Here is a 23,391-nt window from a genome sequence, read left to right as displayed (position 1 = left end):
CATGACATCCCCTTCTCTTCTTCAACACACCACCGTCCTGCTGGACGAAGCCGTGGACGCGCTGCTGGGCGGCGCCGGGCCCGAGCCTGCCGGCACCTGGGTGGACGGCACGTTCGGGCGCGGAGGGCATTCGCGGCTCATCCTGCTGCGGCTGGGGCCCGAAGGGCGCCTTGTAGCCTTTGACAAGGACCTCGAAGCCATTGCCGAAGCAACGCGCATCACCGATGCGCGTTTTTCCATTCGGCACGAAGGTTTCAGCCACATCGCCGACCTGCCGGCCGGCAGCGCAGCGGGTGTGCTCATGGACCTGGGGGTGAGCTCGCCCCAGATCGACAGCCCGGAGCGGGGGTTCAGCTTCCGGTTCGACGGCCCGCTGGACATGCGCATGGACACCACGCGCGGCGAAAGCGTGGCCCAGTGGCTGGCCACTGCCGAGGTTCAACAGATTGCGGAGGTGATACGTGACTACGGTGAAGAACGGTTTGCTGGCCCCATTGCAAAGGCGATTGTTGCTCGGCGCGAAGAACGGGGCCCTCTTGCAACCACCGCCGAACTGGCCGATCTCGTGGCTGGCACGGTCAAAACCCGCGAGCCGGGCCAGAACCCTGCAACGCGCACATTTCAGGCTCTTCGGATTTTCATCAACGCTGAGCTTGAAGAACTGCAACAGGCGCTAGAAGCCACGCTGTCGGTGCTGCAGCCGGGCGGGCGCCTGGTGGTGATCAGCTTTCACTCGCTGGAAGACCGCATCGTCAAGCAGTTCATCGCCAAGCACTCCAAAGAGGTGTACGACCGCCGCGCGCCGTTTGCCGCGCCGCAGGCCATGAAGCTCGTGGCGCTGGACCGCATCAAGCCCAGCGCCGCCGAGGTGGCCGGCAACCCGCGCTCGCGCAGCGCGATCATGCGCGTGGCCGAGCGCACCGAGGTGGCATGACATGAGCCGCCCCCTGTGTCTTTGCGTGATGTCGGCCTTGCCAAAGGCGGTGTGCTCGCTGCCGGGCCAACTTGCGGCTGCTGCTGCCACGGCCGCTGCATGCATACGGTGCAGCTACTGACATGACACGCTTGAACATCGTCCTGCTGCTGGCAGTGCTGGCGAGCGCGATCTACCTGGTGCATACCCAGTACGAGTCGCGCCGCCTGTTCACCGAGCTCGACCGCGCCACGGTCGAGGCCCGCCGCCTGGAGACCGAGCACCAGCGCCTGCAGGTCGAAAAGCGCGCCCAGGCCACGCCGCTGCGCGTCGAGAAAATCGCGCGGGCGCAGCTCAACATGCGCACGGCCACGCCGGCCATCACGCAGTACGTGTCCGACCCCCAGGGTCTGGCGGCTGCCGCAGCAGCAGCAGCGGCCGCTGCGCCGGGTGGCGCACCCGCACCGGTGCAAGGAGCGCAGCCATGAGCCGCAGCGTGGTCTACACCGCCAGCCCCCTGCTGGCCAGCAAGACGCCCGTCTGGCGCAGCAAGTTCATCGTGGCCATGATCGCCCTGGGCTTTCTGGCGCTCGCCGGGCGCGCCGCCTATGTGCAGGTGTTCGGCAACGCGTTCTTTCAGCGCCAGGGCGAAGTGCGTTTCGCGCGTACGCTGGAACTGCCGGCCAACCGCGGCAAGATCCTGGACCGCAACGGCCTGATCCTCGCGTCCAGCGTGCCGGCGGCCAGCATCTGGGCCATCCCCGAAGACGTGGAACAGGACAAGCCCGAGACGCGTGCCAAGCTCAAGCAGCTGGCCAAGCTGCTCGACATGCCGCTGGCCGAGCTGCAAAAGAAGCTGGCCGACGAAGACAAGACCTTCGTCTGGATCAAGCGCCAGCTTGACTGGGATGTGGGCCGCGAGATCGCAGCGCTCGACATCAAGGGCATCTACCAGCGCAAGGAATACAAGCGCCAGTACCCCGAAGGCGAAGCCGCCGCCCACGTGGTGGGCTTCACCAATGTGGAAGACCACGGGCAGGAAGGCATGGAGTTGGCCTTCGACAAGGACCTGGCTGGCAAGGCCGGGTCGCGCCGCGTGATCAAGGACCGCCTGGGCCGCGTGGTCGAGGGCGTGGGCGAGACGGTGCAACCCGTCGACGGCAAGGACATGCAGCTGTCCATCGACAGCAAGGTGCAGTTCTTCGCGTACCAGAAGCTGCGCGACCAGGTCGCGCTGCACAAGGCCAAGGCGGGCAGCGTGGTGGTGCTCGATGCCCACACCGGCGAGCTGCTGGCGCTGGCCAACTACCCGAGCTACGTGCCCGACAAGCGCCAGAACCTGACCGGCGAGCAGCTGCGCAACCGCGCGCTCACCGACGTGTTCGAGCCCGGCTCGACCATGAAGCCCTTCACCATCGGCCTGGCCCTGGAGAGCGGGCGCGTGCGCCCCGAGACGCCGGTGGACACCAACCCAGGCCGCATCAACATCACCGGCTCCACCATCTCGGACACGCACAACTACGGCCTGCTCACGGTCGAGGGCGTGATCCAGAAGTCGAGCAACGTGGGCACCACCAAGATCGCCATGCAGATGCCTGCCCGCGAGATGTGGGAGACCTTCTCGGCTGCGGGTTTCGGCCAGAAGCCGCAGCTGCACTTCCCCGGCGTCGTGACCGGGCGCCTGCGGCCCTACAAGACCTGGCGCCCTGTCGAGCAGGCCACCATGTCCTATGGCTACGGCCTGTCGGCCAGCCTGTTCCAGATGGCGCGGTCGTACACCGTGTTCGCCAACGGCGGCCGCGTGATCCCGGCCACCATGTTCAAGACGTCCGAGCCTGCGCTGGGCGTGCCCGTGTTCTCCGAGCGCACGGCCGACCAGGTGCGCAAGATGCTGCAGATGGCCGCCGGCCCCGGCGGCACGGGCCAGAAAGCGCAGACTCTGGGCTACTCGGTGGGTGGCAAGTCCGGCACCGCGCGCAAGCAGGTCGGCAAGAACTACGCATCGGGCAAGTACCGCGCCTGGTTCACCGGCATGGCGCCCATCGACAAGCCGCGCATCATCGTGGCCGTGATGATCGACGAGCCCAGCAACGGCGTGTTCTACGGCGGTGCCGTGGCCGCGCCCGTGTTCAGCGAAGTGGTGCAGCAGACCCTGCGCATGATGGGCGTGCAGCCGGACATGGCCGTCAAGCCCCAGATCGTGGCCAATACGGTGGAGGAATCGCTATGACGGCAAGCACGCTGCCCCTGCTCGCCTCGGTGCACGACGCCGCGGCCTGGCTGCGCGAACGCGTCACCGGCACGCTGCAGACCGACAGCCGGCTGGTCCGCGCGGGCGATGGCTTCATCGCCTGGCCCGGCGCCGCCACCGATGGCCGCGCGCACATCGGCGACGCTTTGGCACGCGGTGCTGTGGCCTGCCTGGTGGAGCACGAAGGCGTCGAGGCCTTCCCGCTCGACGGCTGGCCGGTGGCCGCCCTGCACGGCCTCAAAGCCGCCACCGGGCTGATCGCGGCCGACTGGTTCGGCCACCCCACGCAGCGCCTGGACGTGCTGGCCGTGACCGGCACCAACGGCAAGACCAGCACCACCTGGTGGCTGGCCGAGGCCTTGAATGTGCTATCAAAAAATGAGCTGATTGCGCATGGCGGATGCGCGTTGGTGGGCACATTGGGCATCGGCGTGCCGCCTGCGCTTACCAGCACCGGCATGACCACGCCCGACCCGGTGCGGCTGCAGCACGCCTTCCAGCAGTTCACCGACGCGGGCCGCACGGCGTGCGCCATCGAGGCCTCGTCCATCGGCCTGGCCGAGCACCGCATGGCCGGCAGCCGCATCCGCGTGGCGCTGTTCACCAACTTCACGCAGGACCACCTGGACTACCACCCCAGCATGGCCGCCTACTGGCAGGCCAAGGGCATGCTCTTCGAGTGGCCCGGCCTGCAGGCGGCGGTGGTCAACATCGACGACCTGCGGGGCGCCGAGCTGTACGCATCGCTGGCAGACCGCATGCTGGACCTGTGGAGCGTGTCGATCTCCGGCCCCGCACGGCTGGCTGCACGCGACATCGGCATGGGCGACGGCGGCCTGCGTTTCACCGTGGCCGAGGGCGCGCACACGCATGTGCTGCAAACGCGCGTGATCGGGCTGTACAACGTCTCCAACCTGCTCGGGGTGCTGGCCGGTCTGCGGGCGCTGGGCGTGCCGCTGGAGCATGCGCTGTATGCCTGCGCCCAGCTCTCGCCGGTGCCCGGCCGCATGGAGCAGATCCACAGCCCCGGCCAGCCGCTGGTGGCCGTGGACTACGCGCACACGCCCGATGCGCTGGAAAAAGCCCTCCAGGCGCTGCGCCCCATTGCGGCCGAGCGCGGCGGGCAGCTGTGGTGCGTGTTCGGCTGCGGCGGCGACCGCGACGCGGCCAAGCGCCCGCTGATGGGCGCGGTGGCGCAGCACCAGGCCGACCATGTGGTCGTGACCAGCGACAACCCGCGCAGCGAAGATCCCGCCACCATCGTGCACCAGATCCTGCAAGGCACCATCGCCGGCCGCACTGTGCGCGCCGAGCCCGACCGCGCCGCCGCGATTGCCCTGGCCCTCGCCGAGGCTGCGCCGGCCGATGTGGTGCTGATCGCCGGCAAGGGCCACGAAGACACCCAGGAGACCGCGGGCGTGCGCGTGCCGTTCTCCGACAAGGCCCATGCACGCACTGCGCTGCAGGCCCGGGAGGCCCGCCCATGAGCGCCGCCACGATGCTGACCCTGCAGCAGGCCTTCGACCTCGTGCAGCCGCGCATTCCCGCCGCGCGCCTGGTGGGCGACGGCACCACGCCGCTGGCCCGCGTGCACACCGACACGCGCACGCTGCAGGCGGGTGATTTGTTCGTGGCTTTGAAGGGCGAGCGCTACGACGCCAATGCCTTCCTGGCCGATGCCCGTGCGGGTGGCGCTGCCGCGGCCATCGCCCACGGCGGCCTCGAAGCCGCCGGCCTTGCGGGCATCGAAGTGCCCGACAGCCTGGCTGCGCTCGGTGCGCTGGCCACCGGCTGGCGCGCGCAGTTCGGCCTGCCGCTCGTCGGCGTGACGGGCAGCAATGGCAAGACCACCGTGACGCAGATGATCGCGTCCATCCTGCGCGCCTGGAAGGGCGAGGCCGCGTTTGCCACGCAGGGCAATTTCAACAACGACATCGGCGTGCCGCTGATGCTGCTGCGCCTGCGCGCCGGCCACGCCGCCGCCGTGATCGAAATGGGGATGAACCACCCCGGCGAGATCGCGCTCCTGGCCGCCATGGCGCAGCCCACGGTGGCGCTGGTCAACAATGCCCAGCGCGAGCACCTGGAGTTCATGCACACCGTGGAGGCCGTCGCGCGCGAGAACGGCTCGGTGTTTGCCAGCCTGCCTGCCGATGGCGTGGCGGTGTTCCCGGCGGGCGATGCGTACAGCGGCCTGTGGCAATCGCTCGCGCAGGGCCGCCGCACCGTCACCTTTGGCGACGGCGGCGATGTGACCTGCCGCAGCGCGGCCTGGGAGCAGGGCGCCTGGGCTGTCACGATGGCCACGCCGCAAGGCGAAGTCGCCACGCAGCTGCACATCGCCGGGCGTCACAACGTGAGCAACGCCCTGGCCGCCGCCGCCTGCACCCTGTCGGCAGGCGCGCCCCTGGCCGCCATCGCGCAGGGGCTGGCCAGCTTCACGCCGGTCAAGGGCCGCTCGCGCGCCTTCAGCGTGCGCATCGCGGGCCGCGAAGTCACCGTGGTGGACGACACCTACAACGCCAACCCCGATTCCATGCGTGCCGCCATCGACGTGCTGGCCGAGCTGCCCGGCCCGCAACTGCTGGTGCTGGGCGACATGGGCGAGGTGGGCGACCAGGGGCCGCAGTTCCACGCCGAGGCCGGCGCGCACGCGCGCACGGCCGGCATCCCCCGCCTGTTCGCGCTGGGCGATCAATCGGTGCACGCCACCGCGTCGTTCGGCAACGGCAACGGCGAAGGCGGCGAGGCACGTCATTTCAACGATAGGGGCGCGCTGCTCGATGCAGTGCGCCAGGCCCTGCCCACGGTGGGCAGTGTGCTGGTCAAGGGATCTCGATTCATGAAGATGGAACAGGTGGTGGAGGCAATCGCCTCTGCCGCACAAGTGCAGGACGACCCACAACAACAAGAGCGACAACCGCCCGCGCAGGTACTGGAGGGACACCATGGTGCAACGCAGTAAGAACGTGCGGGTCTTCAAGGCCGCCTCCAGCATCCCCGCGGTGCGGCAACCTGCCGGAGGTGCCGCATGCTGCTAGTGCTGTCCCAATGGCTGCAGGGCCTGTCGCCCGAGTTCGGCTTCTTCCGCGTGTTCCAGTACCTCACCTTCCGAGCGGTGATGGCGGCCATGACGGCGCTGCTCATCGGCCTGGTGGCGGGGCCCAAGGTGATCCGTGTGCTGACCTCGCTCAAGATCGGCCAGCCCATCCGCGGCTACGCCATGCAGTCGCACCTGTCCAAGAGCGGCACGCCCACCATGGGCGGCGTGCTGATCCTGCTGTCGATCGCGATCTCGACCCTGCTGTGGTTCGACCTGTCCAACCGCTTCGTCTGGATCGTGCTCATCGTCACGCTGGGCTTTGGCGCCATCGGCTGGGTGGATGACTGGCGCAAGGTGGTCAACAAGGACCCCGAAGGCATGCGCTCGCGCGAGAAGTACCTCTGGCAGTCGGTGATCGGCCTCACGGCCGCGCTGTACCTGGTGTTCAGCATTTCCGAGAGCTCCAACGCCAAGGTGTGGGAGCTGTTCGTCGGCTGGGTGCAGTCGGGCTTCTCGCTCGACCTGCCGCCCAAGGCGGGCCTGCAGCTGCCGTTCTTCAAGGAAGTGAGCTACCCGCTGGGCGTGCTGGGCTTCGTGATCCTGACCTACCTGGTCATCGTGGGTTCCAGCAACGCAGTGAACCTGACCGACGGCCTGGACGGCCTGGCGATCATGCCCGTGGTGATGGTGGGCTCGGCCCTGGGCGTGTTCGCGTACGTCACCGGCAGCTCCGTCTATTCCAAGTACCTGTTCTTCCCGCACATCCCCGGCTCGGGCGAGTTGCTGATCTTCTGCGCCGCCATGGCGGGTGCGGGCCTGGCCTTCCTGTGGTTCAACGCACACCCGGCCCAGGTCTTCATGGGCGACGTGGGCGCGCTGGCGCTGGGCGGCGCCCTGGGCACCATCGCCATCATCGTGCGGCAGGAAATCGTGCTGGCCATCATGGGCGGCATCTTCGTGGTCGAGGCGCTGTCGGTGATGCTGCAGGTGACCTGGTTCAAGTACACCAAGCGCCGCTACGGCGAAGGCCGTCGCCTGCTGAAGATGGCGCCGCTGCACCACCACTTCGAAAAGAGCGGCTGGAAGGAAACGCAGGTGGTCGTGCGCTTCTGGATCATCACCATGCTGCTGTGCCTTGTCGGCCTGTCGACCCTGAAACTGCGATGAACCCGGACGATCCCCTTATCCCCGCGACTGCCGCCCCCTCGGCGGCGAGGCTGCCTCCTGACACGGATGCAGGCGGGGCCGTGCCTGCCGATCCGTCGGACGGCGCATCGACGGTGCCCGACGCGTCCGGTACATCCGGCACATCCGGCAGTGCGCCTATGCAGTCCGTGGCCGACCCAGGGACATCGCCAGAGTCCATCGAACCCCAGCCCGAGGCAGAGACCCCTGCCACCGCTACCGGCGCCCGCGCGGCGGCCGCCGCCGCCGCAGCCTGGGACCCCGAAAAGCCCCCGGCCGTGTCCGCCGCCAAGGCCGCTGCCGACTTCGTCGCACAGATCTTTGCCGACGTGGCCGCTGCCGACGCCCCTGCGCAGCCGGAGCCTGCAGCGCCGCAAGACGATGCCGACGCCGATGCCGAACCGGTCGATGCGCCCACCGAACCCCTGGGCCCGCCCGGCCAGGGCATGACGCCACTGCAGGGCCAGAACATCCTCATCCTGGGCCTGGGTGCCTCCGGCCTGGCCATGGCGCGCTGGTGCGTGCGCTGCGGCGCCGACGTCACCGTGGCCGACACGCGCGAAGCGCCGCCGCAACTCGCCACGCTGCGGCACGAGCTGCCCCTGGTGCGTTTTGTGGCCGGCGCCTTCGACGCGGCCCTGGTGGAGGGCCGGGGCCTGCACGCGGTCTACCGGTCGCCCGGCCTGAGCCCCGACACGGTTGCTCCTGTTTTTGTAGCTGCTCGCGCCATCGGACTGCCGGTGGGGGGCGAATTGAGCCTGTATGCCATGGCGCTGGCCACGCTGCGGGCGTCCCACGGCTACGCGCCGGCCGTGCTGGCCATCACCGGCACCAACGGCAAGACCACCGTCACCTCGCTCACCGGCCAGCTCGTGGAGCGCTCGGACAAGACCGTGGCCGTGGCCGGCAACATCGGCCCCACGCTGCTTGACACGCTGGCGGGCCACATCGACGCGGTCACGCTGCCGGAGGTGTGGGTGCTGGAGCTGTCGAGCTTCCAGCTCGATGGCGTCACCGGTTTCGAGCCGACTGCGGCGGCTGTGCTCAACGTCTCGCAGGACCACCTGGACTGGCATGGCGACATGGCCGCGTATGCCGCCGCCAAGGCCCGCATCTTCGGCGAGAAGGGCCTGATGATCCTGAACCGCGAGGACGCGGCGGTGATGCAGATGCTGCCGCCACCCATCAAGGTCAAGCTGCAAAAGCCCCAGGTGCGCGAGCACATCACCTTCGGCGCCGACATGCCCCAGCGCCCCGGCGACTTCGGCATCGAGGTCGTGAGCGGCATGCCCTGGCTGGTGCGCGCCATGGACGCCGACGAGACCCGCAAGCGCGGCCGCAACGAGGCCGCCGAAGACCTGCACATCCAGCGCCTGATGCCGGCCGACGCGCTGCGCATCCGGGGCCGCCACAACGCGGTGAACGCGCTGGCCGCGCTGGCGCTGGCATCGGCCGCGGGCTGCACGCTCGCGCCCCTGCTGTACGGGCTGCGCGAGTACCGCGGTGAGCCGCACCGCGTGGAGCCGGTGGCCATCATCCGCGACGTCGAATACTTTGACGACAGCAAGGGCACGAACGTGGGCGCCACCGTCGCTGCGTTGACCGGCCTGGGTGCGGAGCGCCGCATCGTCGTCATCCTGGGCGGCGACGGCAAGGGGCAGGACTTCTCGCCGCTGGCAGCGCCCGTGTCGCGCTACGCACGCGCCGTGGTGCTGATCGGGCGCGACGCGCCGCTGATCCGCGCCGCGCTGGCCGACAGCGGCGTGGCCCTGGTCGACGCAGAGACATTGCCCCAGGCCGTGGAGCTGGCCGCGCAGCGCGCACACGCAGGCGACGCCGTGCTGATGTCGCCCGCCTGCGCCAGCTTTGACATGTTCCGCGGTTACGAGCACCGGGCACAGGTGTTCTGCGACACCGTGCGCGCGCTGGCCGATGACGCGATGGGAGGTGTGGCATGAGCGCACCCGCCAGCAGCCTTTTGCAGCGCGTGACCGGCTGGTTCGGCGGCCTGCCGGGCAAGGCCGTGGACGTGCTGCCCGTGCGCGTGGGCGGCACCGACTACCGCCCCCGCACCACCAGCACGCCCGCGAGCGTGCTCGGCTTCGACCAGGCCCTGCTGTGGGTGGTGGTGGCGCTGCTCGCATGGGGGCTGGTGATGGTGTATTCGGCCTCCATCGCCATGCCGGACAACCCGCGCTTTGCCAACTACGCCTCCACCCATTTCCTGACCCGCCACGTGATGTACCTGGTGGTGGGCTTTGTCGCCGCGCTGCTGGCGTTCCAGATCCCGATGGCGCTGTGGGAGCGCGTGGCACCCTGGCTTTTCGTGGCAGCGTTGCTGCTGCTGGTGGCGGTGCTGATCCCGGGTGTGGGCAAGGTGGTCAACGGTGCGCGGCGCTGGCTGTCGCTCGGTCCCATCGGCTTTCAGCCGTCGGAGGTGGCCAAGTTCGCCGTCCTCATCTACGCGGCCGACTACATGGTCCGCAAGATGGAGGTGAAGGAGCGGTTCTTCCGCGCCGTGCTGCCCATGGGCGCCGCCGTGGCCATCGTGGGCGTGCTGCTGCTGGCCGAGCCCGACATGGGCGCCTTCATGGTGGTCGCCGTGATCGCCATGGGCATCCTGTTCCTGGGCGGCGTGAACGCCCGCATGTTCTTCCTGATCGCGGGCGTGCTGGTGTCGGCCTTCGGCGTGATGATCGCCAGCTCGCCCTGGCGTCGCGAGCGCGTGTTCGCCTATCTCGACCCGTTCAGCGAAGAGCACGCATTGGGCAAGGGCTACCAGCTCTCGCACTCGCTGATCGCCATCGGGCGCGGCGAGATCTTCGGCGTGGGCCTGGGCGGCAGCGTCGAGAAGCTGCATTGGCTGCCCGAAGCCCATACCGACTTCCTGCTCGCCGTGATCGGCGAAGAGTTCGGCCTGGTGGGCGTGGTCATCCTCATCGTGCTGTTTCTGTGGATGACGCGCCGCATCATGCACATCGGCCGCCAGGCCATCGCCCTCGACCGTGTGTTCTCCGGCCTCGTCGCGCAGGGAGTGGCGATCTGGATCGGCTTCCAGGCCTTCATCAACATGGGCGTGAACCTGGGCGCACTGCCCACCAAGGGGCTCACGCTGCCGCTGATGAGTTTTGGCGGGTCGGCGATCTTGATGAACCTCGTGGCGCTGGCGGTGGTGATGCGGGTGGACTACGAGAACAAACTCCTCATGAGAGGGGGGCGCGTATGACGCAGAAGACCGCCCTCATCATGGCAGGCGGCACCGGCGGCCACATCTTCCCGGGCCTGGCCGTGGCGGAAGAACTGCGTGCGCGCGGCTGGCGCGTGCACTGGCTGGGCGCGCCGGGCAGCATGGAGTCGCGCATCGTGCCCACGCACGGCTTTGCACTCGAGCTCATCGATTTTTCGGGCGTGCGCGGCAAGGGCATCGTCACGCTGGCATTGCTGCCGCTGCGCCTGTTGCGCGCATTCGGCCAGGCACTGGCGGTGGTGCGCCGCGTCAAGCCCGACGTGGTGGTGGGCCTGGGCGGCTACATCACCTTTCCGGGCGGCATGATGGGCGTGCTGGCTGGCAAGCCGCTGGTGCTGCACGAGCAGAACTCGGTGGCCGGCATGGCCAACAAGGTGCTGGCGGGTGTGGCAGACCGTGTGTTCACCGCCTTCCCCAATGTGTTCCCCAAGGGCCAGTGGGTGGGCAACCCGCTGCGCACCGCCTTCACCAGCAAGCCCGCACCCGCCGAGCGCTTTGCCGGGCGCATCGGGCCTTTGCGCCTGCTGGTGGTGGGCGGCAGCCTGGGCGCCCGTGCGCTCAACGAGATCGTTCCGCAGGCCGTGGCGCTGATGCCTGCGGACCAGCGCCCGGTGGTCATCCACCAGAGCGGCGCGACGCAGATCGACGCGCTGCGCGCCAACTACGCCGCAGCCGGCGTTGAGGCTGAATGCACGCCGTTCATCGATGACACCGCCAGCGCCTTTGCCGACGCCGACATCATCGTCTGCCGCGCGGGCGCGAGCACCGTGACCGAGATCGCGGCCGTGGGGGCTGCCGCACTGTTCGTGCCCTTCCCCTCCGCGGTGGACGACCACCAGACCACCAACGCCCAGTTCCTCGTGAATACCGGCGGCGGGTGGCTCACCCAGCAGCGCGACCTGACGCCCGAAGGCCTGTCGCAGATGCTATTGAATATGGAGCGCTCCACGCTGGTAGATACAGCGGTGAAAGCCAAAAACATGCAAAAAATCAATGCCACCCGCGAAGTGGTGACCGCCTGCGAGGAGTTGGCATGAAACACGCCATTCGCCACATCCACTTCGTCGGCCTGGGCGGCGCCGGCATGAGCGGCATCGCCGAGGTGCTGTTCAACCTGGGCTACCGCATCTCGGGCTCCGACCTGGCCGACAGCGCCACGCTGCGGCGCCTGGAGGGCCTGGGCATCAAGACCTGCCTGGGCCATGCCGCGGCGCACATCGACGGTGCCGATGCGGTGGTCACGTCCACGGCCGTGACGCCCGACAACCCCGAGGTGCTGGCCGCCCGCGAGAAGAAGATCCCGGTCGTGCCGCGCGCCCTCATGCTGGCCGAGCTGATGCGTTTGAAGCAAGGCATCGCCATCGCGGGCACGCACGGCAAGACGACGACCACCAGCCTCGTGACCAGCGTACTGGCCGAGGCGGGGCTCGACCCGACCTTCGTCATCGGCGGCAAGCTCAACAGCGCGGGCGCCAATGCCAAGCTGGGCAGCGGCGACTACATCGTGGTCGAGGCCGATGAGTCCGATGCGTCGTTCCTGAACCTGCTGCCGGTGATGGCCGTGGTGACCAACATCGACGCCGACCACATGGAGACCTACGGGCATGACTTCGGCCGGCTCAAGGGCGCGTTCGTCGACTTCCTGCACCGCATGCCGTTCTACGGCACCGCGGTGCTGTGCGTGGACAGCCCCGCCGTGCGCGAGATCATGCCCAGCGTGACCTGCCCGATCACCAGCTACGGCTTCTCGGAAGACGCCCAGGTGCGCGCCATCGATGTGCGCGCCGAGGCCGGGCAGATGCGCTTTACCGTGCAGCGGCGCAACGGCGTCACGCTGCCCGACATGGAGGTGGTGCTCAACCTCGCGGGCGAGCACAACGTGCTCAACGCGCTGTCGGCCATCGCGATCGCGGTGGAGCTCAACATCCCCGACGAAGCCGTGCAGCGCGCGCTGGCGGGTTTCAAGGGCGTGGGCCGGCGCTTTCAGCACTACGGCGACATGCCCGCCAAGGGCGGCGGCACGTTCACCGTGATCGACGACTACGGCCACCACCCGGTGGAGATGGCGGCCACGCTGGCGGCTGCGCGCGGCGCCTTCCCCGGGCGGCGCCTGGTGCTGGCCTTCCAGCCGCACCGTTACAGCCGCACGCGCGACTGCTTCGAGGATTTCGTCAAGGTAATCGGCAACGCCGACGCCGTGCTGCTGACCGAGGTGTACGCCGCCGGCGAGGCACCCGTGGTCGCGGCCGACGGCCGCTCCCTGGCCCGTGCGCTGCGGGTGGCCGGCCGGGTGGAGCCGGTGTTCGTCGACAACGTGTCCGACCTGCCGCAGGCCATTGCCGACAACGCCCGGGCGGGCGATGTGGTGATGTGCATGGGCGCAGGCTCTATCGGGGCCGTGCCGGGCAAGGTGGTCGATTTGCTACAAAAAAATGAGCTGAAGGCGCTGGAGGGGAGCGCGGTATGACTGTTTCTGAACTCAATATCGATGTGAAGGCCCTGGGCAAGGTCGCCGTGCTGATGGGCGGCGACTCCGCAGAGCGCGAGGTGTCCCTCATGTCCGGCAGCGGCGTGCTGCAGGCGCTGCGTTCCAGCGGCGTGGACGCGCATGCGTTCGACCCGGCGCAGAACCAGTTGAGCGATCTCAAGCGCGACGGCTACGCCCGCTGTTTCATTGCCCTGCATGGCCGCCACGGCGAGGACGGCACGGTGCAGGGCGCGCTGGAGCTGCTCGGCATTCCGTACACCGGGCCGGGTGTGATGGCCTCGGCCATTGCGATGGACAAGGTCATGACCAAGCGCGTGTGGACGGCCGAGGGCCTGCCCACGCCGCGCTACGTGTGGCTGGCACCGGACCGCCAGCAGCGCGAGGTGGTGCGCACGGTGCCCGACGAGCTGGGCCTGCCGCTGATCGTGAAGCCGCCGCGCGAGGGATCGTCGATCGGCGTGACCAAGGTGCGTGGCTACTCGGACATGCAGGAGGCCGTGCTGCTGTCGGCCCGCTACGACCCCGATGTGCTCTGCGAAGAATTCATCGACGGCGAAGAGGTGACCTGCCCCGTGCTGGGCCAGGGTGCCGATGCCGTGGTGCTGCCCGTGATCCGCATCGCGGCCCCGGATGGCGCCTACGACTACCAGAACAAATACTTCACCGACGACGTGAAGTACCAGTGCCCGAGTGGCCTGCCCGAGGCCGAGGAGCGCGAGATCCAGCGCATCGTGCTGGAGGCCTACCGCACGCTCGGCTGCCGGGGCTGGGGCCGCGCCGACCTGATGATCCGCGCGAGCGACCGCAAGCCCTTCCTGCTGGAGATGAACACGTCGCCCGGCATGACGGGGCACTCGCTGGTCCCGATGTCTGCGCGTGCTGCGGGCATCAGCTATGAAGCGCTGTGCCTGCGCATCCTGGCCGACGCGGCGCTGGATACGCCCGCGCGCGCCGCACAAGGAGCCGCCCACCCATGACCTCCACCCTGCCGGCACCGCTGGACGTCAAGCTCATGAACTGGACCGCCTCGGCCCTGTTCGTGTGCCTGGCTGCGGGCGTGCTGGTGGCGGGGACGTGGTGGGTGCTGCGCTACCCCGGCTTTGCGGTGTCGCGCATCGTGGTGCAGGGCGACCTGGTGCACAACAACGCGGTCACGCTGCGGGCCAATGTGGCGCCGCACCTGGCCGGCAACTTTTTCACGGTGGACCTGCGCGCGGCCCGCGAGGCGTTCGAGCAAGTGCCCTGGGTGCGCCGCGCCGAGGTGCAGCGCGTGTACCCCGGCAGCCTGCATGTGCAACTGCAGGAGCACGACGCGGTGGCGTACTGGGGGCCCGAGAGCGGCTCGGCGCTGGTCAACACGCAGGGCGAGGTGTTCGAGGCCAACGTGGGCGACGTGGAGCAGGAAGGCCTGCCGCGACTGCTGGGCCCGGCGGGCAGCTCCGCCGAGGTGCTGCAGATGCATGGCTTGCTGGCGCCGGTCTTCACGCCGCTGGGGATGGAGGTCGAGACGCTGGAGCTGACCGGCCGCGGCGGCTGGCGCGTGACGCTCGATAGCGGCGCAGTGGTCGAACTCGGTGGCGGCACGCCCGCGGAGGTGGTGCAGCGCACCCAGCGGTTCACGCGCACGCTCACCCAGGTGGCGGCGCAGTACCACCGCCGTGTGGATGCGCTGGAGTCCGCGGACCTGCGGCACACCGGCGGGTACGCGCTGCGCATGCGCGGCGTGACCACGGTGGCGGCGGATGGTACGGGTGCACCGGCCGCGGTGCGCAGGAGGTAACGGCATGCAGCAACAGATCGAGGCGCGCAAGCGTACGGGCCAGGGTGTGGTGCCGACCGAGGGGCGGCCAGGCAGAACAGAGAAGGGCAGAGACTGATATGGCAAGAGAATACAAAGACGTTGTGGTGGGGCTCGATATCGGCACGGCCAAGGTCATGGCCGTGGTCGCCGAGGTGCTGCCCAATGGAGAGCTCAAGCTGGCAGGCCTGGGGGTGGCTCCGAGCAATGGCCTCAAGCGCGGCGTGGTGGTCAACATCGACGCCACCGTGCAGAGCATCCAGCAGGCCTTGAAAGAGGCCGAGCTGATGGCCGACTGCAAGATCCAGCGTGTGTACACCGGCATCACCGGCAGCCATATCCGCGGCCTCAACTCCAGCGGCATGGTGGCCGTCAAGGACAAGGAAGTCACCTCGGCCGACGTGGCGCGCGTGGTGGAGACGGCCAAGGCCATCAACATCAGCAGCGACCAGCGCCTGCTGCTGGTGGAGCCGCAGGAGTTCGTGATCGACGGGCAGGATGTGAAGGAGCCCATCGGCATGAGCGGCATCCGCCTCGAAGCCAAGATCCACATCGTGACCGGCGCCCAGAGCGCGGCCGAGAACATCATCAAGTGCGTGCGCCGCTGCGGCCTGGAGGTCGAGCAGCTCATGCTCAACCCGCTGGCCAGCAGCCAGGCGGTGCTGACCGACGACGAGCGCGAGCTGGGCGTGGTGGTGGTCGACATCGGCGCGGGCACGACCGACGTGGCGATCTTCACCGGCGGCGCGATCCGCCACACGGCGGTGATCCCGATCGCGGGCGACCTCATCACCAGCGACATCGCCATGGCGCTGCGCACGCCCACGAAGGACGCCGAGGACATCAAGGTCGAAAGCGGCTACGCCAAGCAGTTGCTGGCCGACCCCGAGGCGCAGGTGGAAGTGCCGGGCCTGGGCGACCGCAGCCCCCGCATGCTGAGCAAGCAGGCGCTGGCCGGCGTGATCGAGCCGCGGGTGGAAGAGATCTTCTCGCTCGTGCAGCAGGTGGTGCGCGAGTCGGGGTACGAAGAAGTGCTGTCGTCGGGCATCGTGCTCACCGGCGGCAGCTCGGTCATGCCCGGGATGATCGAGCTGGGTGAAGACATCTTCTTGAAGCCCGTTCGGCGTGGCATTCCGAAGTATTCCAGCGCTTTGTCTGACATGGTGGCACAGCCCAGAGCTGCTACCGTCATGGGCCTTCTGGAAGAGGCGCGTCTGGCACGCCTGCGCGGCTTCAAGGTGGCACAGAAAAGCGGTTCCATGAAGACGGCCTTTGGCCGCTTCAAGGACTTCATCGTGGGGAATTTCTGACCATGAAATTTCCTCTCTGGCTGGCGCGAGGCAGCCCGCACCGAATACCGCGTGGGCGATGGCGACGATGTACCGGACCGCCGCCCCCACTGCGCACGATGACATACCGAACAACCCATTGGCAGTCGCACACGAGATTGCAAACGAATTCAGTGAAAGAAACAGGAGCTCCAACATGACCATCGAAATGATCGAAGCCGAAGAATTCAACCAGGGCACCCAGATCAAGGTGATCGGCGTGGGCGGCGGCGGCAGCAACGCCGTCGAGCACATGATTGCCCGCAGCGTGCAGGGCGTGGAGTTTGTCTGCGCCAACACCGACGCGCAGGCATTGACCCGCAGCTCGGCCCACCGCCACATCCAGCTGGGCGGCAGCGGCCTGGGCGCCGGCAGCAAGCCTGACAAGGGCCGTGAAGCCGCCGAAGCCGCGGTGGACGACATCCGCCTGGCCATCGATGGCGCACACATGCTGTTCATCACCGCCGGCATGGGTGGCGGCACGGGCACGGGTGCTGCACCCGTGATTGCCCGCGTGGCCAAGGAAATGGGCATTCTCACCGTGGGCGTGGTCACCAAGCCGTTCGACTGGGAAGGCGGACGCCGCATGACCAACGCCGACAACGGCCTGGCCGAGCTCGAAGCCAATGTCGACTCGCTGATCGTCGTGCTCAACGAGAAGCTGCTGGAAGTGCTGGGCGATGACATCACCCAGGACGAAGCCTTTGCCCATGCCAACGACGTGCTCAAGAACGCCGTGGGCGGCATTGCCGAAATCATCAACGAATACGGCCACGTGAACGTCGACTTTGAAGACGTGCGCACCGTGATGGGCGAGCCCGGCAAGGCCATGATGGGCACGGCCACCGCCAGCGGCCCGGACCGCGCCCGCATCGCTGCCGAACAGGCCGTGGCCTGCCCGCTGCTCGAAGGCATCGACCTGTCGGGCGCCAAGGGCGTGCTGGTGCTGGTGACGGCCGCGAAGGGCAGCCTCAAGCTGTCCGAATCGCGCCTGGCCATGAGCACCATCAATGCCTACGCCTCGCCCGATGCGCACGTGATCTACGGCGCCGCCTACGACGACAGCCTGGGCGACGAGATCCGCGTGACCGTGGTCGCCACCGGCCTGTCGCGCCCCAACGCGCGCCGCCAGCCGATCTCGGTGGTGCAGGGCGGCCTGCGCACCGGCACGGACAACGTGGCCTACCAGATGCCGCTGACCGGCGCCGGCGTGATCGGCTCGGCCGTGGGCGTGCAGGGCGGCCATGCCGGCAGCACCCAGGCCGACTACGGCAGCATGTCGGTGCCCAGCGTGTGGCGCACCAACCGCACGCAGGCGGCAGCCCGTGTGGACGCGCTGTCGTCGGGTGGCATGGACGATCTGGAAATCCCGGCTTTCCTGCGTAAACAAGCAGATTGATTCGGTACTCCCCCATGAGCGGCTACGCCGCTTCACCCCCTCTCTCGCTGCGCGGGAGAGGGGGACGACACCAGCGCGGCGGGGCGGCCCTTGCGCGGTGTCTCTGGCCTGGGTCGCGCCAGTTTTGGTCCGCCGTTGTCCGAGTGAGCGGTCCTTTCGTCAGGCACCTCAAGCACAGCGTTCAGAGGCGTAGCTGTTAAACGTCCAATTGCGCAGTGACTCAACTTGCTCTCACTAACTGAATTGAACCAATCCGTTTCCTATCAAGGTCATAGGAAGCTGCGGATGGTTTTCGCGGGGTCGCCCCACTAAAATCGCCGGATGCTCCAGCAACGCACCCTCAAGACGATCACCCGCGCCGTGGGCGTGGGCCTGCACAGTGGTCAGAGAGTCGAGCTGACCTTGCGGCCTGCGCAGCCGGACACCGGGATCGTGTTCCGGCGGGTGGACCTGCCGCAGCCGGTGGACATTCCGATCCGCGCCGAGGCCGTGACCGACACCCGGCTGGCGTCCACCATCGCGGTGGGCAGTGCCAAGGTGCACACGGTGGAGCATCTGATGTCGGCCTGCGCGGGGCTGGGCATCGACAACCTGTATGTGGACATCACGGCCGAAGAGGTGCCCATCCTCGACGGGTCGTCGGCATCGTTCGTGTTCCTGCTGCAGAGCGCGGGCGTGGAACTGCAGAACGCCCCCAAGCGCTTCATCCGCGTGACCCGCCCGGTGGAGGTGCGCGAGGGCGAGGGCGCCAACACCAAGTGGGCGCGCCTCGCGCCGTACCACGGCTACAAGCTCAGCTTCGAGATCGACTTCGACCATCCGGCCGTGGACTCCACCGGCCAGCGCGTGGAGTTCGACATGGGCGCCGGCAACTACAGCCGAGACATCGCCCGCGCGCGCACTTTCGGCTTCACGCGCGACGTGGAGATGATGCGCTCCAACGGTCTGGCGCTGGGTGGTGGCCTCGACAACGCCATCGTGATGGACGACTACAAGGTGCTCAACAGCGACGGGCTGCGCTACGACGACGAGTTCGTCAAACACAAGATCCTCGATGCCATGGGCGACCTGTACCTCATCGGCAAGCCGCTGCTGGCGGCGTACAGCGCGTTCCGCTCGGGCCACGGCATGAACAACCTGCTGCTGCGCGAGCTGCTGGCGCAGCGCGACGCGTGGGAAGTGGTGACCTTCGAGGACGAGCGCCAGGCCCCTGGCGGCTTCGCGCAGCCGGCGCGCGCCTGGTGACCGCGGGTCTCGCTGGCCGGCGGACCGGCCCTGTTGCGCACTGCTGAAAGGCACGCCTTCCCATGATCATCGTTCGCTGGCTCGCCATCTTCTTGCTTCTGGCAGCGGCTGTCTCTTTTGGCTTTTACGTGGGCACAGGCCAGGCGCACTACAAGCGCATCGGGCTTGCCATCCTGAAGTGGACGGTGATCGCCGCCGTGGTGTTTTTCGCAGTCGTGCTGATCGACCGCGTGACCTGACAGCTCCTGCCCTGTACCGCCGCGGTTTCCCCCGGCCCGCAGGGTGGCCTATACTCGCGCCTGCTCCGGGGTGCACGTAGGGGCCTGCTTCGACAACGTCGAACAGGCTGCTGGGCGTGCTGAGACGGCGGACCTTACCGCCGGAACCGCGAACTTGATCTGGTTAGTACCAGCGTAAGAAGAGCTGCAGTCGGAATTTTCCGCACCTGCGTACCAACACCCCGCCCACCGGGCAGCGTTGGCGCGCAACGTGCGCACAGCGAGGGCCTGTCGGGCCTTGGCGGTGCGCCCGGGCACCCGCCAGGGTGCGTGCGGTCCATGCCGGCCTATTGCGGAGCACAGATCCATCCCACCGATAGGAATGTGCCCGCCATGAATGCCCCCGACAAGTTCGCCCACCTGCTCGCGCTCACCCGCGAACCCTTCCCCGCTTCCACCAAGAGCTACCTGACCGGCAGCCGCCCCGATGTCCGCGTGCCCGTGCGCGACATTGCGCTCACCAATGGCGAGCAGGTGAGCGTGTACGACACCTCCGGCCCTTACACCGACCCGACGGCGACCATCGACGTGCGCCAGGGCCTGGCCAGCGTGCGCGGTGGCTGGATCGCCGCGCGCGGCGACACCGAGCTGTACGACGGCCGCCAGCGTGTGGCGCTGGACGACGGCAGCAAGAGCGAAGACGCGGCGCGCCTGGCCCAGCTGCGCACCGAAGCGGCCGCGCTGCAGCGCCCGCCGCTGCGTGCCAAGAGCGGCGCCAACGTAACCCAGATGCACTACGCGAGGAAGGGCATCGTCACGCCCGAGATGGAATACGTCGCCCTGCGCGAGAACGGCAAGCGCGAGTGGATGGCCCAGTACATGCAGGACGCAGGCCGCGAGCAGCGGCTGATGGGCAACCCCATGGGCGCGAGCATCCCCAAGATCATCACCCCCGAATTCGTGCGCGACGAGGTGGCCCGGGGCCGCGCCATCATCCCCGCCAACATCAACCACCCCGAGGTCGAGCCCATGGCCATCGGGCGCAACTTCAAGGTCAAGATCAACGCCAACATCGGCAACTCGGCCGTCACCTCCAGCATCGAGGAAGAGGTCGAAAAGCTGGTCTGGGCGATCCGCTGGGGCGCGGACAACGTGATGGATTTGTCGACCGGCAAGAACATCCACACCACGCGCGACTGGATCGTGCGCAACTCGCCCGTGCCCATCGGCACGGTGCCGATCTACCAGGCGCTGGAGAAGGTGGGCGGCGTGGCCGAGGACCTGACCTGGGCCATCTTCCGCGACACGCTGATCGAGCAGGCCGAGCAGGGCGTGGACTACTTCACCATCCATTCCGGCGTGCGGTTGGCGTACATCCACCTCACAGCGCAGCGGCGCACGGGCATCGTCTCGCGTGGCGGCTCCATCATGGCCAAGTGGTGCATGGCGCACCACCGCGAGAGCTTCCTGTACGAGCACTTCGAGGACATCTGCGACATCATGAAGGCGTACGACGTGTCGTTCAGCCTGGGCGACGGCCTGCGCCCCGGCTGCGCATCGGACGCCAACGACGAGGCCCAGTTTGCCGAGCTGCACACGCTGGGCGAGCTGACCCAGGTGGCCTGGAAGCACGACGTGCAGACCATGATCGAAGGCCCCGGCCACGTGCCCATGCACATGATCCAGGCCAACATGACCGAGCAGCTCAAGACCTGCCACGAAGCGCCGTTCTACACCCTGGGCCCGCTGACCATCGACATCGCACCGGGCTACGACCACATCGCATCGGCCATCGGCGCGGCCATGATCGGCTGGATGGGCACGGCCATGCTGTGCTACGTGACACCCAAGGAGCACCTGGGCCTGCCCGACCGCGACGACGTGAAGCAAGGGATCATCGCGTACAAGATCGCCGCCCACGCGGCCGATGTGGCCAAGGGCCACCCGGGTGCCCGCGCGCGCGACGACGCGCTGAGCCAGGCGCGTTTCGACTTCCGCTGGCAGGACCAGTTCAACCTGGGCCTGGACCCCGACACCGCCAAGGAATACCACGACGAGACGCTGCCGAAAGACAGCGCCAAGGTGGCGCATTTCTGCTCCATGTGCGGGCCGAAGTTCTGCTCGATGAAGATCACGCAGGAGGTGCGCGAATTCGCCGCCCAGAAGGGCATGGCCGAGTCGGAAGCGCTGGCCCGCGGCATGGAGACCAAGGCGGTGGAGTTCCAGCGCCAGGGCGGTCAGCTGTATGTGCCCATCGTGGCCGAAGGCGCGGTGCCAGGGCAGGGCAAGGCCTGACAGCGCGGGCAGGCTCGATAGGGAAGAAGGACGCCAGAAAAGGACGCTCCATGCGTCTTTTTTTGGTCGTCGTATCAGTAGGGGTGTTCCCGTAGATCGCATTCCCATTAGCCCGGCTACTGGCTCCAGGGTTTCCCTGCTGCGCCTGGGAAGCCGGGGCTTACCCTGTGCTTTTGACAGGCCCGCACAGCATATAGTCGCGCCCACGCCCGGCCCAGAAGGACGGGTGGTGGCGTGGCACCAAATTTGCTATGCTGGGTTGTCTGTTAAAAAATGTAAGGAAGAGCCATGAATGCTCTGGGCCGTTTTTCGATCCGCACCCGCCTGTACTTCGGAACCGTTTTTTCGCTGATATTGCTGGTCGTCATTGGCGCCATGGGTTATGTGGCACTGGACCGCACGCGCGGCACGCTGCAGGTGCTGTTCTCGGAGCGGGTGCAGACGCTGACCGACATGTCCGAGCTGCGCACCACACTGGGTGATCTGCGCCGCACCGAAAAAGACATCATCATCAATTTCAACAACTCGGTCGAAGTCTCCGCACTGCGCGAGACCTGGGCCAAGACCCTCGCCGCCCTGCGCAAGAGCCTGGCCGATGTGCGCCAGGTGCAGTCCGGCGATGCAGCGTTTGTCGAGTCCATCGACAAGTCGCTGGCCGAGATCAAGCAGTACGAAACCGGCATCTCCCCCATCTTCGAGCAGATCGAACGCGCGCAACTCGACGGTGCGGGCGGTGGCGCCTACGCCGACCGTTTCAAGGTGCACATGGAGGCCACCGACAAGCTGTTCTCCAGCCTGGCCACGTCGGCCCGCACCCAGATGGACGAGGCCCGCGCGGGCGTGGAGTCGCGTGCCAAGGCCATGTCGGCGCTGATCGGCATCGGCCTGCTGCTGGGCCTGGCGGTGCTGATTCCGCTCACGTTCTTCAGCGTGCGCTCCATCACCAAGTCTCTGGGCCAGGCACAAGAGCTGGCCGAGCGCATCGCCGGCGGCGACCTGTCGCGCGACGTGGTAGTGATGAACCACGACGAAGTGGGCCAGCTGGTGGTGGCCATGGGCCGCATGCAGGACGCACTGCGCGGCCTGGTACGCCAGGTGCAGGACTCTGCCGGCAACATCTCCACCGCCAGCTCCGAGATCGCCAGTGGCAACCACGACCTGAGCCACCGCACCGAGCAGACGGCGGCCAACCTGGAAGAGACTGCATCGTCGATGGAGATGCTGACCAGCACCGTGCAGCAAAGCGCGCAGTCGTCGCGCCAGGCCAGCGACTTCGCATCGTCGGCCGCCGAAGTGGCCGCACGCGGCGGTGCCGTGGTGTCGCAGGTGGTGACCACCATGGACCAGATCACCACCAGCTCGCGAAAGATCGCGGACATCACAGGCGTGATCGACTCCATCGCGTTCCAGACGAACATCCTGGCGCTCAACGCTGCGGTCGAGGCCGCACGTGCAGGCGAACAGGGCCGCGGTTTTGCCGTGGTGGCCAGCGAAGTGCGCAGCCTGGCCCAGCGCAGCGCTGCAGCGGCCAAGGAGATCAAAGGCCTGATCGGCTCGTCGGTGGAGCGCGTGGAAGACGGCTCGCGCCTGGTGAGCCAGGCCGGTGCGACGATGACCGAGATCGTGAGCAGCGTGCGCCGCGTGTCCGACATCATTGCGGAAATCACCGCCTCGTCGGCCGAGCAGAGCGACAACATCGGCCAGATCAGCCAGTCGGTCACCCAACTCGACCAAATGACGCAGCAGAATGCCGCGCTGGTGGAGCAGTCCACCGCCGCGTCGGAATCCCTGCGCGAGCAGGCCGTGCACCTGACCAGCGCCGTGCGGCAGTTCCGGCTGCAGGAAGGCGCCGCGGGGTCTTCGCCGGCCTTCGGTGCGCCTGGCGAGCCCTCGGCACCGGCGGTGGCCCAGGCAGCGCGCCGGCCCGCGCTGCAGATTCGCTGACCCTGCACAGGGCACAGCCCACACGCAGAAGGCCGGG

At 68.0% G+C, this 23,391-nt stretch carries 18 protein-coding genes; all 18 read left to right on the top strand.

Going from position 1 to position 23,391, the window contains the following annotated elements:
* Position 1: 1 nt before the first annotated feature.
* The 18 genes from rsmH to ACSQ3D_RS03890 all read left to right on the top strand — a co-directional run bounded on the left by rsmH (position 2) and on the right by ACSQ3D_RS03890 (position 23,354).
* Positions 2-934, top strand: coding sequence for a 16S rRNA (cytosine(1402)-N(4))-methyltransferase RsmH (gene rsmH, locus ACSQ3D_RS03975; RefSeq protein ID WP_436125984.1), 933 nt, complete (start codon positions 2-4; stop codon positions 932-934).
* Positions 935-1,056: 122 nt separating this feature from the next.
* Positions 1,057-1,401 carry a cell division protein FtsL gene (ftsL, locus tag ACSQ3D_RS03970; protein ID WP_056415053.1) on the top strand — a complete coding sequence of 115 codons (345 nt, stop codon included), beginning with the start codon at positions 1,057-1,059 and terminating at the stop codon, positions 1,399-1,401.
* Positions 1,398-3,143, top strand: a complete 1,746-nt coding sequence (locus ACSQ3D_RS03965; protein ID WP_056173122.1) for a peptidoglycan D,D-transpeptidase FtsI family protein — start codon at positions 1,398-1,400, stop codon at positions 3,141-3,143. The genes ftsL and ACSQ3D_RS03965 overlap by 4 nt, the downstream gene beginning before the upstream one ends.
* On the top strand, positions 3,140-4,651 hold the full coding sequence (locus tag ACSQ3D_RS03960; protein ID WP_436125983.1) for a UDP-N-acetylmuramoyl-L-alanyl-D-glutamate--2,6-diaminopimelate ligase: 1,512 nt from the start codon (positions 3,140-3,142) through the stop codon (positions 4,649-4,651). The genes ACSQ3D_RS03965 and ACSQ3D_RS03960 overlap by 4 nt, the downstream gene beginning before the upstream one ends.
* Positions 4,648-6,129, top strand: coding sequence for a UDP-N-acetylmuramoyl-tripeptide--D-alanyl-D-alanine ligase (locus tag ACSQ3D_RS03955; protein ID WP_436125982.1), 1,482 nt, complete (start codon positions 4,648-4,650; stop codon positions 6,127-6,129). Before ACSQ3D_RS03960 ends, ACSQ3D_RS03955 begins: the two co-directional genes overlap by 4 nt.
* A gap of 66 nt (positions 6,130-6,195) precedes the next feature.
* Entirely contained in the window at positions 6,196-7,374 is a 1,179-nt protein-coding gene (gene mraY / locus ACSQ3D_RS03950) for a phospho-N-acetylmuramoyl-pentapeptide-transferase (protein WP_056173130.1), read from the top strand.
* Positions 7,371-9,350, top strand: a complete 1,980-nt coding sequence (gene murD / locus ACSQ3D_RS03945; RefSeq protein ID WP_436125981.1) for a UDP-N-acetylmuramoyl-L-alanine--D-glutamate ligase — start codon at positions 7,371-7,373, stop codon at positions 9,348-9,350. The genes mraY and murD overlap by 4 nt, the downstream gene beginning before the upstream one ends.
* Positions 9,347-10,618: a putative lipid II flippase FtsW gene (ftsW, locus tag ACSQ3D_RS03940; protein WP_056173133.1), complete on the top strand. Its 1,272-nt coding sequence runs from the start codon at positions 9,347-9,349 to the stop codon at positions 10,616-10,618. Before murD ends, ftsW begins: the two co-directional genes overlap by 4 nt.
* Positions 10,615-11,676 (top strand): undecaprenyldiphospho-muramoylpentapeptide beta-N-acetylglucosaminyltransferase, encoded by a 1,062-nt coding sequence (murG, locus tag ACSQ3D_RS03935; RefSeq protein ID WP_436125980.1) that lies wholly within the window; start codon positions 10,615-10,617, stop codon positions 11,674-11,676. Before ftsW ends, murG begins: the two co-directional genes overlap by 4 nt.
* On the top strand, positions 11,673-13,106 hold the full coding sequence (gene murC, locus ACSQ3D_RS03930) for a UDP-N-acetylmuramate--L-alanine ligase (protein ID WP_436125979.1): 1,434 nt from the start codon (positions 11,673-11,675) through the stop codon (positions 13,104-13,106). Before murG ends, murC begins: the two co-directional genes overlap by 4 nt.
* A complete protein-coding gene (locus ACSQ3D_RS03925; protein ID WP_396503425.1) occupies positions 13,103-14,104 on the top strand; it encodes a D-alanine--D-alanine ligase in 1,002 nt (333 codons plus the stop codon). Before murC ends, ACSQ3D_RS03925 begins: the two co-directional genes overlap by 4 nt.
* Complete coding sequence (locus ACSQ3D_RS03920) at positions 14,101-14,907, top strand: cell division protein FtsQ/DivIB (protein WP_056415075.1); 807 nt, start codon at positions 14,101-14,103, stop codon at positions 14,905-14,907. The genes ACSQ3D_RS03925 and ACSQ3D_RS03920 overlap by 4 nt, the downstream gene beginning before the upstream one ends.
* Before the next feature lie 98 nt (positions 14,908-15,005).
* Complete coding sequence (ftsA, locus tag ACSQ3D_RS03915; RefSeq protein ID WP_008903721.1) at positions 15,006-16,235, top strand: cell division protein FtsA; 1,230 nt, start codon at positions 15,006-15,008, stop codon at positions 16,233-16,235.
* A gap of 175 nt (positions 16,236-16,410) precedes the next feature.
* Positions 16,411-17,652, top strand: a complete 1,242-nt coding sequence (gene ftsZ / locus ACSQ3D_RS03910; protein ID WP_056415078.1) for a cell division protein FtsZ — start codon at positions 16,411-16,413, stop codon at positions 17,650-17,652.
* Positions 17,653-17,973: 321 nt separating this feature from the next.
* Positions 17,974-18,897 carry a UDP-3-O-acyl-N-acetylglucosamine deacetylase gene (lpxC, locus tag ACSQ3D_RS03905; RefSeq protein WP_056415081.1) on the top strand — a complete coding sequence of 308 codons (924 nt, stop codon included), beginning with the start codon at positions 17,974-17,976 and terminating at the stop codon, positions 18,895-18,897.
* Positions 18,898-18,959: 62 nt separating this feature from the next.
* Complete coding sequence (locus tag ACSQ3D_RS03900; RefSeq protein ID WP_200912413.1) at positions 18,960-19,136, top strand: hypothetical protein; 177 nt, start codon at positions 18,960-18,962, stop codon at positions 19,134-19,136.
* Between the two features lie 372 nt (positions 19,137-19,508).
* Positions 19,509-21,410: a phosphomethylpyrimidine synthase ThiC gene (gene thiC, locus ACSQ3D_RS03895; RefSeq protein ID WP_436125978.1), complete on the top strand. Its 1,902-nt coding sequence runs from the start codon at positions 19,509-19,511 to the stop codon at positions 21,408-21,410.
* Between the two features lie 288 nt (positions 21,411-21,698).
* Positions 21,699-23,354, top strand: coding sequence for a methyl-accepting chemotaxis protein (locus tag ACSQ3D_RS03890; protein ID WP_436125977.1), 1,656 nt, complete (start codon positions 21,699-21,701; stop codon positions 23,352-23,354).
* The last annotated feature ends 37 nt before the right edge of the window (positions 23,355-23,391 follow it).

The sequence above is a fragment of the Acidovorax sp. LjRoot117 genome, assembly GCF_964252695.1.
GTDB lineage: Bacteria > Pseudomonadota > Gammaproteobacteria > Burkholderiales > Burkholderiaceae_C > Acidovorax.
This window is presented reverse-complemented; position numbering and strand designations above follow the sequence as displayed.